Here is a 14281-nt window from a genome sequence, read left to right on the forward strand (position 1 = left end):
GTCAGACCAACCCCTCGACGTCTTGCTCGAGCTCGATCCCCCGTCGGAACGCCTCTGCGAGCCCGGCGATCAGGAAGCCGACGCCGGGCAGCAGCAGGTCGCGCGCGTCACCGCCGGCGATGAACATCGCGTCGACGCCCTCCACCGCGGCACTCGACAGGATCCCGTTGCTGACGCCACCCGCCAGGAACAGCAGCACCGAGCCGCCCACGATCACCATGGCGATGGCGCGCATTCGCCTCACGTTGGCAAGCGTGAAGGGGTGGCCGCCGCGGACATCATCCAAGAGCTGCCACAGCAGCCAGACAACCACGGCGAGGATCATCACGAACAACACCGCCGGTGCGAGCGAGGCCAACCACAGGCCCAGCCCCGCGTCGGTGAAGGTCGCCTGGATCTCCCGACCATGCCCGAGGTAGACGCCCGGCTCGGCACCCGCCAACGCCTGCCCCGCCACCTCCGGAGAGACCTCGGTGTCGAGGGGCTCGCCCCTGGCCCAGGTGATGATGGGGATCACGACTGAGATGATCGCCGTGACGACGGCGACGCCGGCGCCGACGATCTTGGTGAGTTGGAAGTCCGAGTCGTCGAACTTGATGCGATCCTTGGCCATGTCAGCCCCCTTCGGTCTGTATATCGTTAAACGATAGCATCGAATCTCGATATGCACAACGTCTTTCGATACGCCCAGCGCCCCGCCGACCACCCCGGCCCGACGCGGGCCGCGCGACTCTGGCAGGCTGAGGACCGTCCCCCCCCCCGGAAAGGAGCCCCCATCCCGTGCTTGCCGCCGCGTTGACGTTCTTCCTCGTCATGGACCCCCTGGGCAACGTTCCGCTGTTCCTGACAGCCCTGCGCAACACGCCCGAGGAGCGGCGCCAGTGGGTCATCCTCCGGGAGCTGCTGATCGCGCTGGGCATCATGGTGGCGTTCCTCTTCGCCGGGCGGGGCCTGCTCCAACTCCTCAGCATCGACAACGGCGCGCTCGTGGCGGCCGGCGGCGTCATCCTGCTGCTGATCGCCATCCGCATGGTGTTCCCCACCCCCGAGCGCAACCTGCGCGAGCCCCACACCGACGACGAGCCGTTCATCGTCCCGCTCGCCGTCCCGTACGTCGCGGGGCCGTCGCTGCTCGCCGTCGAGGTGGTGCTGGTCAGCCAGAACCCCGACCAGTGGCCCGCCTATCTCGGCGCGCTGATCCTGTCGTGGCTGGTGACCGCCGCCATCCTCTACATGTCGGGCTTCCTGCGCCGCGTCGTCGGCGACAAGACCCTCATCGCCATCGAGCGCCTCATGGGCATGATCCTGGTCATCCTGGCCGTGCAGATGATGTTCCAGGGCATCGCCGACTTCTTCGGCCGCTGACCGCTACTGGTATGAATGGGTCCATGATCGACCTGGTAGCACTGCGCCGCGAACTCCATCAGATCCCCGAGGTCGGGCTCCAACTGCCCCAGACCCAGGCGCGCATCATCGAGGCGCTCGAAGGGCTCCCGCTCGAGATCACGCTGGGCCAGAGCGTCACCAGCGTCGTCGGCGTGCTGCGCGGAGGGCGGCCGACGGAGGGCAAGCGCCCCGTCGTGCTGCTGCGGGCGGACATGGACGCGCTGCCCGTCGACGAACTCACGGGGCTCGAGTACGCCTCGGCCAACGGCAACATGCACGCCTGCGGTCACGACCTCCACATGGCGATGCTCGTCGGCGCCGCGCAGGAACTCTCGGCCCGCCGCGACGACCTCGCAGGCGACGTCGTCTTCATGTTCCAGCCCGGCGAGGAGGGCGTCGACGGCTGCCGTTACATGCTGGAGGAGGGCCTGCTCGACGTGGCCGGCTCGCGGCCCGACTGGGTCTACGCCATCCACGTGTGGTCCGCGCTCGACCCCCACGGCACCTTCAGCACCAAGCCCGGCACGGTGATGGCCAGCTCCGACGTGGCCCGGGTCCGTGTCGTCGGCCGCGGCGGCCACGGCTCCACCCCGCAGATGGCCGCAGACCCCGTGCCCGCCCTCGCGGAGATCACCACCGCGCTGAACACCATGGTCACGCGCCGCTTCGACGTGCAGAACCCCGTCGTCGTCACCGTCGGCCTGCTGCAGGCCGGCACCATCGCCAACGTGATCCCCGAGGACGGCAGGCTCGAGGCCACGCTGCGCACCTTCGACACCGGGGTGCGCGCCAAGCTCATCGAGACCATCCCGCAGGTGGTGGCCGGCATCGCCTCGGCCCACGGGGTCACCGGCGAGTTCGACCTTCTGGAGCAGTACCCCGTGACCGTCAACGACGACTCCGAGGCCGACGTCGTGGCAGAGGCCGTCACCGACCTCTTCGGCGCCGACCGGCACGTGCGGTGGGACAAGCCCCTGGCGGGCGCCGAGGACTTCTCGCGCCTCCTGCAGGAGGCCCCTGGCTGCTTCATCGGCCTGTCCGCCTGCCCGCCGGACCTCGACCCCGCCACCGCGCCGTTCAACCACTCCGCCTATGCCCGGTTCGACGACGCGGTGCTCGCCGACGGAGCTCGGCTCTTCACGGAACTCACGCTGCGCAAACTCGGCTGATAACGGTTGATAGACCCAAATGGGTGGAAAATCGCCCGAGAAGCGACGAGTAGTCTCGATACATGAAACTCGACGACGCCGTTGCTGCCGCTCTGGCACACCCGCTGGTGGTGGGTGCGGTTCCGAGCGCCGAGCACCCCGGCATGATCACGCTCACACTGCTGACAGGCGAGGACATCATCTGCAACCCGGAACTGGCTGAACCGGACCCCGGCGAATCGGCGGCCGAGGCCCTCGTCCGGTTCCACGCCTCCCTCGACAAGCTGCTGGTCACCGTCCAGACCCACCTGGACGAGGAGTACGACCTGGACGACGCCATCCCGCTCGTGCGGAGCGCAGACTACTTCACCCGCGACGACGCCGGCCCGGCCATGACGTTCCCCCTCACCGACTACGTCGGGGTGGGCCTCGCCATCGACCTGCCCACCGCCGTCATGCCCGTGGGTGAGGAGAAGCTGCTGGGCGACTCCACCGAGGAGGCCATCAACAGAGCCGCCCGCGCGGTGCTGAACCTGCGCGACATGACCAAGCAGTTCGCGCTGGCCCCGGTCGTCACCGACAACTCGATCCTCGTGGTCAACGCGACCGAGGGCAACGACTCCGCCTGGTTCGCCGACCTCCAGACGATGGAGGCGGCGCTCGCCCAGATGGAGCAGCTCACGGATTCAGAGTGGGCCGTAGTGCCGGCCTCGCGCGAGGACCTGTTCCTGATGGACACCGGCACGCTGCACTGGCCGGAGTTCCTCGACGTGCTGGAGTCGGTGCACGGCTCGCACAAGGAGGTCTGCCCACTGCCCCACGTGCAGGCAGACCACGCCTGGCGAGAGTGGATCCCGCCCGCCGGGCACCCCGCCGAGAGGCGACTCACGCGGCTCCGCGCCGACATCCACGCGCAGCAGCACGCCGCGCAACGCGAGCGGTTGCAGATGGAGGGCCCGTTCCCGTCTTCGATGCTGCAGATCGAGCGCAGCGGCCGCTGGGAAACCCTGGCGGTGACCTCCGACGGCGTCACGAGCATCCCGCGGACAGACCTGGTGGTCTTCTTCCGCGAGGGCGACACCGAACCGCTCGGCGTCAGCCTCGGCGACGCCCTGGTGCTGTGCCCGCACCTCTTCTCCCTGCACGAGGGCACGTTCCCGCCCCGGTTGCTGGTGCAGCCGCCGTCCGACGACGACCGCGAGGCCCTCAACGAGAATCGCGTCCAGTGGGGTACGCGGGCCTGACGTCGCGGCACAATGGGGCGATGCGTCCCATGCTCGCCACGCCCACCACCACGCCGGGGGTGCCCCCGTCCGGGCCCGGCTGGGTGCACGAGATCAAGTGGGACGGCGTGCGCTCGGTCGCCGAGACCAGCGACGGCGGGCTCATCCTGTACAACCGCACCGACGGCGAGATCACCGTCGCCTACCCCGAGGTGGTCGCCGGCGCGCGGGGGCTGCCAGACGGGCTCGTGATCGACGGCGAACTCATCGCGCTCAACGACGACGGCGTCCCCTCGTTCCATGCCATCGCGCCCCGGATGCACGTGCGCAACCCGGTGCGCGCGGCCCGCTGGTCGACGGAGCGGCCGGTCACCTTCGTGGTGTTCGACCTGCTGCGTGCCGACGGCCGTGACCTCACGCGGCTGCCGCTCACGCAGCGCCGCGCCAGGCTCGAGGAACTCGACCTCGACCGCCCCCACTGGCAGCTGTCCGACCAGCACGAGGACGGCGAAGCGCTGGCGCGCGCCACCCGCGAGGCCGGCCTGGAGGGCGTGATCAGCAAACGCGCCGACTCCGTCTACCTGCCGGGCGTGCGCAGCACCGACTGGGTCAAGACGCCGCACCGCACGGAACTGGTGGGCGTGATCGGCGGCTGGATACCCGAGACGGGCAACGACGCCCGGCTGGGCGCGGTGTGGATCGGCCACCCCGCAGACGAGTCGACCTTCGAGGCCCGCCCCGTGCTCTACTCCCTGGGCCGGGTGGGCTCCGGGCTGAGCCACGCCGACAAGGACACGCTGCTCGAGGTGCTGCGTACCACGGAGCGCGACACCCCGCCGTTCGAGCCCGCCCCGCGCGACCCCGCCGTGCGGCGCACCCACTGGGTCGACCCCCTGCTGTGCGTACAGGTGCGCTACCTCAACGTGACGCCCGACGGCGTGCTGCGGCAGCCGGTGATGTTGCGGCTGCGCCCCGACGTGGCACCGGTGGACGCCGCCGTCGCCAACTGAACCGGGCCGGGCTCACCCGAGGCGCTGCGCGAGCAGCACCACGTCGTCGCGATGCTGCGCGCCGGCGCCGTGCGTCACGGTGCGCTCGCGCGGCTCGAGCAGGACGACGCCCCACCCGTCGGGCAGCTGGTCCGCCATCTGTTCGGGGCCGAGCAGTTCCCTGCCGTGGGCCGGGTGGCCCTCGTGCACGTGGGTGTCGAAGTCGGCGTGGTGCACGACGAGGAGGTGCCCGCCGGGCGCGACGAGCCGCGTGAGCTGCTCCGTGGTGTGCTCATCGGTGAACAGCGGGACGTAGCTGGCGGCGACCAGGTCGTACTCGGCGTGCGGCAGGAAGGCCGTGCCGAGTTCGCCGTGGACCCACTCGACCTCGACGCCAGCGGCCTTCGCGGCCCGCACTGCGCGCTCGATGGCAACCGACGACGGCTCGAGCCCGACGACCTCCCAGCCGTGCTGCTCGAGCCAGACCGCGTCGGCCCCCTCGCCGGAGCCGACGTCGAGGGCCAACCCGGGTGCGAGCTTGCCGGCTTCGGCCACCAGGGCCGCGTTGGGGTTGCCGGACCACATGGCCTCTGACTCGCTGTAGGTCTCGTCCCAGCTGTGCTCGTGCATGGGGCCAGTCTGCACCGCCGGGCGGCCCGGCCGAAACCCCCGTGCGGAGACACGGGCGCTGCGTCGGCGGGGACTTGTAGTCTTGGCAGCGATGTCAGAACCGAAGCAGATCGCGACGCTCCCTCCGCTGGAGGAACTGCACGGCGCCGTGCCGCTGAGCAGGCGCACCGGTGAGCCGCGCCGCCCCGTCGTGCTCGTGGTGGCCGCGGTGCTGCTGCAGCTCGCGGCCGTCGGCGCCATGGGCGCCTACGCGTGGCACTGGTGGTTGGCCGCGCACCCCGCCAGCTATGGCCGCTCCGCCTGGCTCATCGGCTGGACGGACCCGGCGCCCGGCAAGTGGCTTTCGCTGACCCTCGAGGTGGCGCTCGCGGCGGCGCTCGCGCTGGCCGCCGGGGCCGCGGGCATCGCCGGCTTCCAGGCGTGGAACGGGTGGCGCTGGGCCCGATGGGCCGGCCTGGTGGCGCTGGCGTTGATGGGCGGCTTCCTGGCGCTGACGCACTGGTACGCCGCCATGCCCGTGGGGCTGACGCTGATGGGCGCGGGGCTGCTGTTCCTGCCCGCAGTCAGCCGCTACTTCACCCAGTGGGCCGAGGTGCGCGGCCAGCGGCCGCAGCCCTATCGGCGCCCGGAGCAGATCCTGTACGGCCGGCTCCCCCGCTTCCGCTGACCCCTAGACTGCCCGGCATGGCCAACCCGCTCCTCTCCGGTCTCCTCCGGGTGCTGCGCGATGCAGCCCGTCCGCGCGCCAGGTTGAAGGCACCCGCGCCGCCGCCGACGAGGCGAGCGCCCGAGCAGCCGCTGGGCTACCCCGGCGACTACACCCGCATGCCGGAGATCCGCTACGACCCGCACCTGGACGGCCGGCCGGACCCGGGGGAGGTCGTGTGGACGTGGGTGCCCTACGAGGAGGACCACACGAAGGGCAAGGACCGCCCGGTGCTGCTGATCGGGCGCGACGGCGACTGGCTGCTGGGCCTGCAGGTCACCAGCCAGGACCACGACCGCGACCAGGAGCAGGAGGCCCGCGCGGGCCGCTTCTGGGTCGACATCGGCGCCGGCGACTGGGATTCCCAGCGGCGGCCCAGCGAGGCGCGGGTCAACCGGATCCTCCGGATCGATCCCGACGCGGTGCGCCGCGTGGGCGCGATGCTCGACGAGCGCACCTTCCGCACCGTCGCCCGCGAGGTGGGCAAGCACTACTGATCAGCGGGCCTCGGCGTCCTGCAGAAGTCGCTCCAGGGTGTCGGTGTAGGCGTCCGGGTGGGTGAGGTTGACCATGTGCGTGCCGTAGCCCAGCACCACCAGCCGGCCTTGGGGCGCGGCCGCGGCGAAGCGGCGTTCCTGTCCGCGGAACTGGTCGAGGCGGCCGTTCAGGACCGTGACCGGGGCGTCGACCCTGGCCAGGTCGGCCAGCAGGTCGAACCTCGCCACCGCCCGCACCGCGGCGCTCACCACCGTCAGGTCGGCCCGGCCCTGCCGGAGGAAGGCCGCGGCGCCTTCCTCCCCCAGCAGTCGACGCACGGGCGCCTCGCCCGCCCGGTCCGACCAGCCGATCAGGCGCGCGTAGAGCCCTGCCGAGCGGGCGCCGGGCTGCGTCGAACACCCCGCAGCGACGAGCGAACGCACCAACTCGGGGTACCTGCCGGCGGTGTGGATGGCCACCATCCCGCCCAGCGAACAGCCCACCAGGTGCGGCTGGCCCGCCGTCGAGCCCTCGAGGAGAGCGGTGCGGATGGTGCCGATGGCCGCCTCCGCGGTGAACGGTTCGCCCCTGCGGCTGCCGTGGCCGGGCAGGTCAGGCGCGAGGCAGGTCCAGCCGCGTGCGGTGAGCCGGCTGACCTGCGGGTCCTACATGCTCGACGACGTACGCAGACCATGGACGAACACCACCGAGCGGCTCATGACGCCCACCCTACGCACCCGCGCCCCCGCCCCGCACCGTGGCAGAGCCAGGGCGCGCTTCCGCCGCTGGTGAACATCGGGCGGGCCGATTCGGAGCGCCGGGCGCCCGAGTGGTTGAATGATCGCGCAGGAGCACAGGAGAGGCACATGATCACCGTCACAGACCTGCGCAAGGTCTACCACCAGGGCAAGCGCGAAGTCCGCGCGCTCGACGGCGTCTCACTCACCGTGCCCGCCGGCTCCATCCACGGCGTGATCGGGCACTCCGGCGCCGGCAAGTCGACGCTGGTGCGCTGCCTCACCATGCTCGACCGCCCCACCTCGGGCGCCGTCGAGATCAACGGCGTGGACCTCACCGCCGCACGTTCCGACGCGCTGCGCACCGCGCGCCGGCGCATCGGGCTGGTGTTCCAGCAGGCCAACCTGTTCGACTCGCGCACCATCGAGGCCAATGTCGCCTACCCGCTCGAACTGATCGGCGTGGGCCGCGAGAAACGCCGCGAGAAGGCACGGGAACTGCTGGGCCTCGTCGGCTTGGGCGACGCCGGCAACGCCTACCCCGCCCAGCTCTCCGGCGGCATGCGCCAGCGCGTCGGCATCGCCCGCGCCCTCGCCACCGACCCCGACGTCCTGCTGTTCGACGAGCCCACCTCGGCGCTCGACCCCCGGACCACCGACGAGATCCTCGACCTGATCGTGTCGCTGCGCGACCGCAACCCCGACGATCTCGCCGTGCTCGTCATCACGCACGAGATGCACGTGGTCAAGAAGATCTGCGACTCCGTCTCGCTCCTCGAGGGCGGCCGCATCGTCGAATCCGGCCCGCTGACCTCCGTCGTGAAGCACCTCGACGGCAGGCTCAGCCAGGCGCTGCTCGGCATCCCCCCGCACGCCCACGTCGCGCCATCGGACGCGACGCTGGTCGACGTGCTCGCCAGCGGTGATCACGCGGCGCTGCCGATGATCGCCCACACCTCGCGGGAGGTGGGCGCCGAGCTGGCGATCCTCGCCGGGTCGGTGGAGCAGCTGGCCGGCACCACGTTCTCCCACCTGCGCCTGGCGGTGCCCAACGGCGCCGACGCGGACCGGGTCGTCGAGGAACTGAAGAAGCTCGGCGCCGACGCGCGCCGCACCGCGGAGATCCGCGAGGAGGAACCGCTCGCATGACCCTCCTCGACACCTGGTTCAACAACCCGGCCCTGCAGAAGGCCCTGCTGCCGGCCTTCATCGAGACCATCCAGATGGTGGGCATCTCGGGGCTCGCCACCGTGCTGATCGGCCTGCCGCTGGGCGTGGTGCTGTTCGTCACGCAGCGCGGCGGCTTGGGCGAGAACCGAGCGCTGAACTTCGTGCTGTCGTCGATCGTGGTCAACATCACGCGCTCGATCCCCTACGCCATCCTGATGGTGGCGCTCATCCCGTTCACCCGCTGGCTGGTCGGCACGTCGCTGGGGCCGATCGCCGCGTCGGTGTCGCTGGCCATCGCGGCCATCCCGTTCTTCGCGCGCCTGGTGGAGACGGCGCTGCGAGACGTCCACCCCGGCAAGCTCGACGCCGCGCACGCGATGGGCTCCACCAAGATGCAGTCGGTGACCAAGGTGCTCATCCCCGAGGCCATGCCGGCGCTGGTCGCCTCCATCACGACGACGGTGGTCACCATCGTCGGCTACTCAGCGATGGCGGGACTCATCGGTGGCGGCGGCCTGGGCCGGTTGGCGTACAACTACGGCTTCCAGCGCTACCAGGTCGACGTGATGGTCATCACCGTCGTCATCCTGGTGGTCATGGTCCAGGTCATCCAGATGGCGGGCGACGCCGTCACCAAGAAGATCGACCACCGCTGACCCACCACCCCACAGAACTCCCGCCGCGCAGGCGGGCGGCCCACCCGGGCCACAGTCCAGGAAGATGGCCGACTTGTTGTCGGCCGCAAGCTCAAGGAGAAAGACCTATGCGCAAGATCCTCACCGCCGTCGCTGCCTCGTTGGCAACTGTCATGGCCATGACGGCCTGTGGTTCAGACGCCGCCGCGCCCGAAGCCGGCGCCAGCCTCGACCCGGCCAGCCCCACCAAGGTCGTCGTCGGCGCCAGCCCCGTCCCGCACGCCAAGATCCTCGAGTTCGTCAAGGAGAACCTGGCGGCAGAGGCCGGCATCGAGCTGGAGATCAGGGAGTTCGACGACTACGTGCTGCCCAACGAGGCGCTCGCCTCGGGTGAGCTCGACGCCAACTACTTCCAGCACGTGCCGTACTTCGACAACCAGGTCGAGGAGAAGGGCTTCGAGTTCGAGCACGGCGAGGGCATCCACATCGAGCCCTTCGCCCTGTTCTCGAACAAGCACGCCTCCCCCGACCAGGTGCCCGACGGCGGCGTCATCGCCATCACCAACGACCCGTCGAACCAGTACCGCGGCCTGAAGCTGCTCGAAGAGGCGGGCCTCCTGCAGGACATCGCCGAGGACACCACGGCGCTGACCATCTCGGACGAGCAGAACCCCAAGGGCCTGCAGTTCGAGGAGGCGCAGCCCGAGGTGGTCGTCCAGCAGCTCGAGGACCCGAAGGTCGACGCCGCGCTGATCAACGGCAACTTCATCCTCAACGCCGGCCTGAAGGCAGAGGACGCCATCGCCATCGAGGCCGTGGAGGGCAACCCCTACGCCAACATCCTCGCCTGGCGCACCGACAACACCAACCCGGGCGTGGCCAAGCTCGACGAGCTGCTGCACTCCGCCGAGGTGGCCGAGTTCATCAAGCAGGAGTGGCCTGCCGGTGACGTGATCCCCGGCTGAATCCACCCATCAGACGACGGGGCCACGCGGTGCTGAACCGCGTGGCCCCGTCGTCGTATCCCCCCTTGTGAAACGCGAGACCACGGTCCCTTTCCGGGGCCGCCCGGCGCGAGTACATTCACTTGCGTCGCCCCGGGCAACCATGTCCCGGGCACTGCATAGGGGGCTCGTGATGCGACACATCAAACAATGGTTCATGGCTGCGCTGACGCTGTCACTGGTGGCGGCCGGATGGGTCGCGGCGCCGCCGGCCCACGCCGTCGACGTGTACACCACGCCGGGCGAACACATCAGCGCCGGGCGCGAGTGGCGCACGTGGTGCGAGCCGTACTCACAGACGGCCCGCTGCACCTCGCAGCTGAAGGTGGCAGGGGTCTGGACGTTCAACAACCTCACCTACCTGCCGTCGCCGAGGTCGCTGTGGGTGGGCAACCCGCTGGCCACCCCGGGGCAGCACCAGATCAACGGGCGGCTCTGGCGCACGGAGTGCGAGACCGCCGCCACCGGGCGCAACGGGTGCCGCGCCTACATCTGGGACGGCACGAAGTTCGTGTTCAACAACATCGTGCAGTTCGGCGCGCTGCGCTCCGACCTCGCCACGCTCTACTGGTACCGGCCGCCCGCTGACCAGGCCCCGTCGGTCCCCGCGCCGAGCTACTACAACATCAACCGCGGCCCGAACCCGACGGACCGGGTCACGCTGACCTTCGACGACTGCCCGGTGTCGCTGTCTGCCTTCAAGACGACGGTGAACGCCGCCACCGACCTGGGCATCGCGCTGGTGTTGTTCCCGACGGGGAACTGCATCACCGCCGGCCGGTTCGACGCCGCCTACGCCCGGTCGAAGGGCCACTACGTGTTCAACCACTCCATCTCGCACCCGGACCTCACCTCGCTGCCCTACTCCGAAGTGGTGCGCGAGCTCGGCGCGCCCGGTGTGGTGACGACGTACGGCCGCCCACCGGGTGGGCAGTACGACACCGACACCGTGAAGCGGGCCTACGCCGCGGTGGGGATGAGGATCTGGCTGTGGAACCTCGACACGTTCGACTACCGGGGCCGCACCAGCCAGGAACTGATCACCCGGGTGGTGACCTACGCCAGGCCCGGCGACAGCGTGTTGATGCACATGAAGTGGAACGCCTTCAACGGCCCCACGCTGAAGGCGATGCGCGACGGCCTGAAGGCCCGCGGCATCGGGGTGTGCGTCAACCGCGGTCCGGTGTCCGCGAAGCCGGCGGGCCTGTCCTGCTGACGCTGGGTAGGGTGGGTCCATGACCCGCGCTGTCCTCTTCGACCTCGACGGCACGCTCGCCGACACCGTGCCGCTCATCGCCGAGTACATCGCCGGCGCGCTCGTGGCCAACGGCATCGAGTGCGCGCCGCGCGACGTGTACCCGCTGATCGGGCGGCCGATCGAGTTCGCGATGGGCGAGTTGCACACGTTCGGCGACGACCAGGACCGGATGAACCGCATCATCGTCGAGTACCGCGACGCGCTGCACGTCGCGGTCAACGCCGCAGGGTCGAAGCTGGTGCTGCCCGGCGTGCGGGAGATGCTGGCGGACCTGCGGCTGGCGGGCTACCGCATCGGCGTGGTGACGGCGAAGGGCACGGCCTCGGCCATCCACCTGCTCGACATCACGGAGCTGAGCCACCTCATCGACGCCCTCGTCACCACCGAGGACGTCGAGCACGGCAAGCCGGCGCCGGACTCGGCCGTCCTGGGCCTCCAGCGGCTGGGCGCGCAGGCCGACGGCACCTGGTACGTGGGCGACGCCGTCAGCGACATGACCATGGCGATCGCCGCCGGCATGCGCCCGCTGGGCATCACCACCGGTGCGGCCACCCGGGCGGACCTGCTGGCCGGCGGCGCAGAGGTCGTCGTCGACACCGCGGCCGAGGTCACCGCCCTGCTGACGGCCGGTTCCTGAGCCTCAGGACGTCGGATCGCCGTTCTTGCCGACGCCCTCACCGGTGATGGCCTCGAAGGCGCCCTCTGCGTACACCGGGTAGAACCCCAGCGCCTCGTTGACGGCCAGCATGTGGCCGTTCTCCTCCGCGTTCCACGTGAGGATCGCCTTGGCGTCCGGTTCCCTGTCGCGCACCTGGAGGAGGTTGGCCGCCTTGACCAGCATGCCCAACCGGCGCCCACGGTGCTCCTCCAGCACGATGGTGTCCCACTGCTGCACGAACGCCAGCGGGTTGGCGCGGTCCATGTGCATCTCGCTGAGCGCCACGAACTCCCCGGTGGGCACGTGCCGCACGACGGCGCGGTAGATGCGGTCGGTCAGGAGCCGCGTGGCCTCGTGTTGGCGCACGCGCTCGGCGTCCCACTTCTTCTCGATCACCGCGAGGTCGCCCTGCGGCGGGTCCACAGCCATGCGCTCCATCAGCACCGCGTAGCCCGCCAACATCTCGTCGGGCATGGCGCCCTCCACCGTCTGCACCAGGTAGGACTCCCCCGCCACGGCCTGCGCCTCGGCCAGGGCCTCCGCCGGGTCCACCAGCGGGCGGTCGAAGTCGTAGCGGCTCACCCGCTCCGCCTGCTTGAGCGCGAGCCCGTCGGCCTGCGCCAACCGCACGCCGCCGTGCGACGGGTCCACCCCGCCGAAGCCCGACGACGGCCTCAGCGGCTCGTCGACGATCGGCGTGGTGATCCACGACTGGAACGTGGTGACGCCGTCGGCCAGCAGCACCTCGCGCACGTGGTCGACGATGGCCTGGCCCACGCCGCGACCACGGTGGCCCGGGGTCACGTACAGCGACACGTAGGCCATGTCGGGTTGGTCCACCATCTGCCGCGACGTCCGTGCCCACCCGACGGGTGCCCCGTCGTCGCGCACGATGAACCAGCGATTGCGCCATTCCTTCTCGGCCCTGGCCGACACGAGGTCTGCTTCGGGGTCGACGTCCCACTCGGGCCCGCCGATCACCTCGCGGTAGCACTCGTTCTCGAGCCGCTTGTGGTCGGCCCAGTCGGGATCGGCCGCCGACTCCGGCAGGGGGATCTCATAGATGTCCATAGCAGTTCCCAAGCAGAGCATCCCTCCGGCCCCGCGCGCAAGACCCCGCTGGATTGAGCCCTGCCCGCGGGCCCCGTCTAGAGTGGAGGCGCCCTCGAGAGAAAGCTCTTCCGCATGCCCGAGACCCACGTCGAGACCGAGACCCGCAACGACGAGTCGACCGTCCTCCAGCCCGACACGCCCGGCCGCTGGCTGGCTCGGCTGCTCAAGGGCATGGCGGTGGGCGTCGGCGCCATCCTCCCCGGCCTCTCCGGCGGGGTGCTCGCCGTCATCTTCAAGCTGTACGACCCGCTCATCCGCTTCCTGGCCAACCCTCGGCGCAACTTCTGGCGCAACGTGTTGTTCTTCATCCCCATCGGCATCGGCGTGGGCCTGGGCATCCTGGGGTTCGCCGTCGTGGTGGAGGCCGCCTTCGGCAAGTACGCAGCGCAGTTCGTGTGCCTGTTCATCGGCTTCGTGATCGGCACGTTCCCCTCGCTCTACCACACGGCCGGGAAACGAGGCCGCCGGCCGAAGCACCTGGTGATCATGGCGGTCTCCGCAGCTGCCATCTTCGCGTTGATGCTCGTGGGTGGCCAGTCGCAGGCCCTGCTCCAGGTCGAGCCCAGCGTCCCCGCCTGGTTCGGTTCCGGCGCACTGATCGGCCTCGGCGTGATCGTGCCCGGCATGAGCCCGTCGAACTTCCTGATCTACTTCGGCCTCTACGACAAGATGGCCAGCGGCATCAAGGCCCTCGACCTGGCCACGGTCATCCCGCTGGCCGTCGGCCTCATCGTCTGCGTGCTCGTGTTCGCCAAGGCCGCCTCCTGGGCCTTCGACCGCCACTACGCCGGCATGTACCACTTCATCCTCGGCATGGTGGTCGGCTCGTCGGTGGCCATCTTCCCGACGGTGGTGTTCCCCGCCTTCTCCCCCTCCGGCCTGGCCGACGCGGGGTTGAGCCTCACCGCGGCGGTGCTGTTCGCCGTCGCACTGCTGGTGGTGGGCATCATCGCCTCGTGGCTGTTCAGCAAGGTCGAGGACCGCGTGGTGGACGAGCGCGAAGCGCTGGAAGAGGCTGCGAAGGGGTGAGCCCGGGCAACAAGAGAGCGGGCGACGGGAATCGAACCCGCGTGTTCAGCTTGGGAAGCTGACGCTCTACCATTGAGCTACGCCCGCGTTGCGCACCCAGAGTAGCAGGCATCGGGCG

Annotated in this window: 15 protein-coding genes, 1 tRNA gene and 1 pseudogene; 12 read left to right on the top strand and 5 right to left on the bottom strand. The window is 70.3% G+C overall.

The window, feature by feature from the left end; all coding sequences use genetic code 11:
• Nucleotide 1: 1 nt before the first annotated feature.
• Nucleotides 2-613: a DUF2975 domain-containing protein gene (locus ABEA30_RS09605; protein WP_345582245.1), complete on the bottom strand. Its 612-nt coding sequence runs from the start codon at nucleotides 611-613 to the stop codon at nucleotides 2-4.
• Between the two features lie 167 nt (nucleotides 614-780).
• Here ABEA30_RS09605 and ABEA30_RS09610 point away from each other — a divergent pair, with 167 nt between their 5' ends.
• The 4 genes from ABEA30_RS09610 (at nucleotide 781) to ligD (ending at nucleotide 4767) form a co-directional block, all read left to right on the top strand.
• A complete protein-coding gene (locus ABEA30_RS09610; RefSeq protein WP_345582247.1) occupies nucleotides 781-1365 on the top strand; it encodes a MarC family protein in 585 nt (194 codons plus the stop codon).
• Nucleotides 1366-1388: 23 nt separating this feature from the next.
• Nucleotides 1389-2555 (top strand): M20 metallopeptidase family protein, encoded by a 1167-nt coding sequence (locus ABEA30_RS09615; RefSeq protein ID WP_345582249.1) that lies wholly within the window; start codon nucleotides 1389-1391, stop codon nucleotides 2553-2555.
• Between the two features lie 62 nt (nucleotides 2556-2617).
• Complete coding sequence (locus ABEA30_RS09620) at nucleotides 2618-3778, top strand: hypothetical protein (RefSeq protein WP_345582250.1); 1161 nt, start codon at nucleotides 2618-2620, stop codon at nucleotides 3776-3778.
• A 20-nt stretch (nucleotides 3779-3798) separates the two neighbouring features.
• The gene (ligD, locus tag ABEA30_RS09625) at nucleotides 3799-4767 is read left to right on the top strand and encodes a non-homologous end-joining DNA ligase (protein ID WP_345582252.1); all 969 of its coding nucleotides are present in this window, start codon (nucleotides 3799-3801) and stop codon (nucleotides 4765-4767) included.
• Between the two features lie 12 nt (nucleotides 4768-4779).
• Here ligD and ABEA30_RS09630 read toward each other — a convergent pair whose 3' ends face one another.
• Nucleotides 4780-5376 carry a class I SAM-dependent methyltransferase gene (locus tag ABEA30_RS09630; RefSeq protein ID WP_345582254.1) on the bottom strand — a complete coding sequence of 199 codons (597 nt, stop codon included), beginning with the start codon at nucleotides 5374-5376 and terminating at the stop codon, nucleotides 4780-4782.
• Between the two features lie 91 nt (nucleotides 5377-5467).
• Here ABEA30_RS09630 and ABEA30_RS09635 point away from each other — a divergent pair, with 91 nt between their 5' ends.
• Both ABEA30_RS09635 and ABEA30_RS09640 read left to right on the top strand, forming a co-directional pair.
• A complete protein-coding gene (locus ABEA30_RS09635; RefSeq protein ID WP_345582256.1) occupies nucleotides 5468-6043 on the top strand; it encodes a hypothetical protein in 576 nt (191 codons plus the stop codon).
• Nucleotides 6044-6060: 17 nt separating this feature from the next.
• A complete protein-coding gene (locus ABEA30_RS09640; RefSeq protein ID WP_345582258.1) occupies nucleotides 6061-6579 on the top strand; it encodes a type II toxin-antitoxin system PemK/MazF family toxin in 519 nt (172 codons plus the stop codon).
• Here the strand turns inward: ABEA30_RS09640 and ABEA30_RS09645 are convergent.
• A pseudogene (locus ABEA30_RS09645) lies at nucleotides 6580-7206 on the bottom strand (alpha/beta fold hydrolase); the annotation flags it as partial.
• A gap of 219 nt (nucleotides 7207-7425) precedes the next feature.
• Here ABEA30_RS09645 and ABEA30_RS09650 point away from each other — a divergent pair.
• The 5 genes from ABEA30_RS09650 (at nucleotide 7426) to ABEA30_RS09670 (ending at nucleotide 12000) form a co-directional block, all read left to right on the top strand.
• Nucleotides 7426-8445, top strand: coding sequence for a methionine ABC transporter ATP-binding protein (locus ABEA30_RS09650; RefSeq protein ID WP_345582260.1), 1020 nt, complete (start codon nucleotides 7426-7428; stop codon nucleotides 8443-8445).
• Nucleotides 8442-9122, top strand: coding sequence for a methionine ABC transporter permease (locus ABEA30_RS09655; protein WP_345582262.1), 681 nt, complete (start codon nucleotides 8442-8444; stop codon nucleotides 9120-9122). Before ABEA30_RS09650 ends, ABEA30_RS09655 begins: the two co-directional genes overlap by 4 nt.
• A 107-nt stretch (nucleotides 9123-9229) precedes the next feature.
• On the top strand, nucleotides 9230-10066 hold the full coding sequence (locus ABEA30_RS09660) for a MetQ/NlpA family ABC transporter substrate-binding protein (protein ID WP_345582264.1): 837 nt from the start codon (nucleotides 9230-9232) through the stop codon (nucleotides 10064-10066).
• Between the two features lie 172 nt (nucleotides 10067-10238).
• Nucleotides 10239-11321, top strand: a complete 1083-nt coding sequence (locus ABEA30_RS09665; protein ID WP_345582266.1) for a polysaccharide deacetylase family protein — start codon at nucleotides 10239-10241, stop codon at nucleotides 11319-11321.
• Nucleotides 11322-11340: 19 nt separating this feature from the next.
• Nucleotides 11341-12000 carry an HAD family hydrolase gene (locus tag ABEA30_RS09670; RefSeq protein ID WP_345582268.1) on the top strand — a complete coding sequence of 220 codons (660 nt, stop codon included), beginning with the start codon at nucleotides 11341-11343 and terminating at the stop codon, nucleotides 11998-12000.
• Nucleotides 12001-12003: 3 nt separating this feature from the next.
• Here ABEA30_RS09670 and ABEA30_RS09675 read toward each other — a convergent pair whose 3' ends face one another.
• The gene (locus ABEA30_RS09675) at nucleotides 12004-13092 is read right to left on the bottom strand and encodes a GNAT family N-acetyltransferase (RefSeq protein WP_345582270.1); all 1089 of its coding nucleotides are present in this window, start codon (nucleotides 13090-13092) and stop codon (nucleotides 12004-12006) included.
• A 114-nt stretch (nucleotides 13093-13206) separates the two neighbouring features.
• On the opposite strand from ABEA30_RS09675, the gene ABEA30_RS09680 reads away from it, so the two are divergent.
• Nucleotides 13207-14163: a DUF368 domain-containing protein gene (locus ABEA30_RS09680; protein ID WP_345582272.1), complete on the top strand. Its 957-nt coding sequence runs from the start codon at nucleotides 13207-13209 to the stop codon at nucleotides 14161-14163.
• 16 nt (nucleotides 14164-14179) lie between these two features.
• On the opposite strand, the gene ABEA30_RS09685 is transcribed toward ABEA30_RS09680, so the two are convergent.
• Nucleotides 14180-14250 (bottom strand) — tRNA-Gly (locus ABEA30_RS09685).
• Between the last annotated feature and the right edge of the window lie 31 nt (nucleotides 14251-14281).

It is taken from the genome of Tessaracoccus lubricantis (genome assembly GCF_039544535.1).
Taxonomy (GTDB): Bacteria; Actinomycetota; Actinomycetes; order Propionibacteriales; family Propionibacteriaceae; genus Arachnia; species Arachnia lubricantis.

Coding starts and splice junctions, on each gene's coding strand:
- ABEA30_RS09605 (WP_345582245.1), bottom strand. CDS start 613: ATGGCCAAGGATCGCATCAAGTTCGACGACTCGGACTTCCAACTCACC.
- ABEA30_RS09615 (WP_345582249.1), top strand. CDS start 1,389: ATGATCGACCTGGTAGCACTGCGCCGCGAACTCCATCAGATCCCCGAG.
- ABEA30_RS09620 (WP_345582250.1), top strand. CDS start 2,618: ATGAAACTCGACGACGCCGTTGCTGCCGCTCTGGCACACCCGCTGGTG.
- ligD (WP_345582252.1), top strand. CDS start 3,799: ATGCGTCCCATGCTCGCCACGCCCACCACCACGCCGGGGGTGCCCCCG.
- ABEA30_RS09630 (WP_345582254.1), bottom strand. CDS start 5,376: ATGCACGAGCACAGCTGGGACGAGACCTACAGCGAGTCAGAGGCCATG.
- ABEA30_RS09635 (WP_345582256.1), top strand. CDS start 5,468: ATGTCAGAACCGAAGCAGATCGCGACGCTCCCTCCGCTGGAGGAACTG.
- ABEA30_RS09640 (WP_345582258.1), top strand. CDS start 6,061: ATGGCCAACCCGCTCCTCTCCGGTCTCCTCCGGGTGCTGCGCGATGCA.
- ABEA30_RS09650 (WP_345582260.1), top strand. CDS start 7,426: ATGATCACCGTCACAGACCTGCGCAAGGTCTACCACCAGGGCAAGCGC.
- ABEA30_RS09655 (WP_345582262.1), top strand. CDS start 8,442: ATGACCCTCCTCGACACCTGGTTCAACAACCCGGCCCTGCAGAAGGCC.
- ABEA30_RS09660 (WP_345582264.1), top strand. CDS start 9,230: ATGCGCAAGATCCTCACCGCCGTCGCTGCCTCGTTGGCAACTGTCATG.
- ABEA30_RS09665 (WP_345582266.1), top strand. CDS start 10,239: ATGCGACACATCAAACAATGGTTCATGGCTGCGCTGACGCTGTCACTG.
- ABEA30_RS09670 (WP_345582268.1), top strand. CDS start 11,341: ATGACCCGCGCTGTCCTCTTCGACCTCGACGGCACGCTCGCCGACACC.
- ABEA30_RS09675 (WP_345582270.1), bottom strand. CDS start 13,092: ATGGACATCTATGAGATCCCCCTGCCGGAGTCGGCGGCCGATCCCGAC.
- ABEA30_RS09680 (WP_345582272.1), top strand. CDS start 13,207: ATGCCCGAGACCCACGTCGAGACCGAGACCCGCAACGACGAGTCGACC.